Source organism: Pseudoalteromonas sp. GW168-MNA-CIBAN-0100 (genome assembly GCF_040309225.1).
Taxonomy (GTDB): Bacteria; Pseudomonadota; Gammaproteobacteria; order Enterobacterales; family Alteromonadaceae; genus Pseudoalteromonas; species Pseudoalteromonas arctica.
Map to the genome: position 1 here is coordinate 1 of NZ_JBEOOL010000104.1, position 500 is coordinate 500.

At 42.2% G+C, this 500-nt stretch carries 2 protein-coding genes; one reads left to right on the forward strand and one right to left on the reverse strand.

Translation table 11 applies throughout. The features are described from left to right. The coding region (locus tag AAEY62_RS20215) for a glycoside hydrolase family 97 C-terminal domain-containing protein (RefSeq protein WP_350635960.1) at positions 1-232 on the forward strand (232 nt) is incomplete at its 5' end. 72 nt (positions 233-304) lie between these two features. On the opposite strand, the gene AAEY62_RS20220 is transcribed toward AAEY62_RS20215, so the two are convergent. Then, positions 305-500, reverse strand: a 196-nt coding sequence (locus tag AAEY62_RS20220) for an ATP-binding protein (RefSeq protein WP_350635963.1), incomplete at its 5' end; no start/stop codon positions are given.

Genomic DNA, 500 nt, shown 5'->3' on the forward strand with positions numbered 1-500 from the left:
GTATTTAGGCGCAGTGACTGACGAGCAAGCGCGTACTATTGAGATTAGTTTAGACTTTTTAGATAACGGCAAACAGTTTGAGGCACATATTTATAAAGATGGTAAGAATGCCGAGTGGGAAAATAATCCGTACGATTTAACTATTGAAAAACGCCTTGTTACTGCAAGCGATAAATTAACGCTTAAGCTGGCCACCAGTGGCGGTACGGCTATTCGTTTTAAAGCACTTTAATCGCTTACTGCGTGTTTATAATTTTGGCCAGCACAACTTAATAGCAACCCGCTGCAGTAAAGTGGGTTGGTATTATACTTTAATTGGTAAGTAAATTTGTGCACTTAACCCGCCCTCAGGCCGGTTAGATAATTTAACTTTACCGTTATGTATATCTATAATGCGTTTAATAATAGCCAGCCCTAAACCGCTGCCCTCGCTACCACGTGCTGTATCGCCTTGCTTAAACGGCTCAAATACCGACTCCAGTTCGCCCTCTGGTATACCC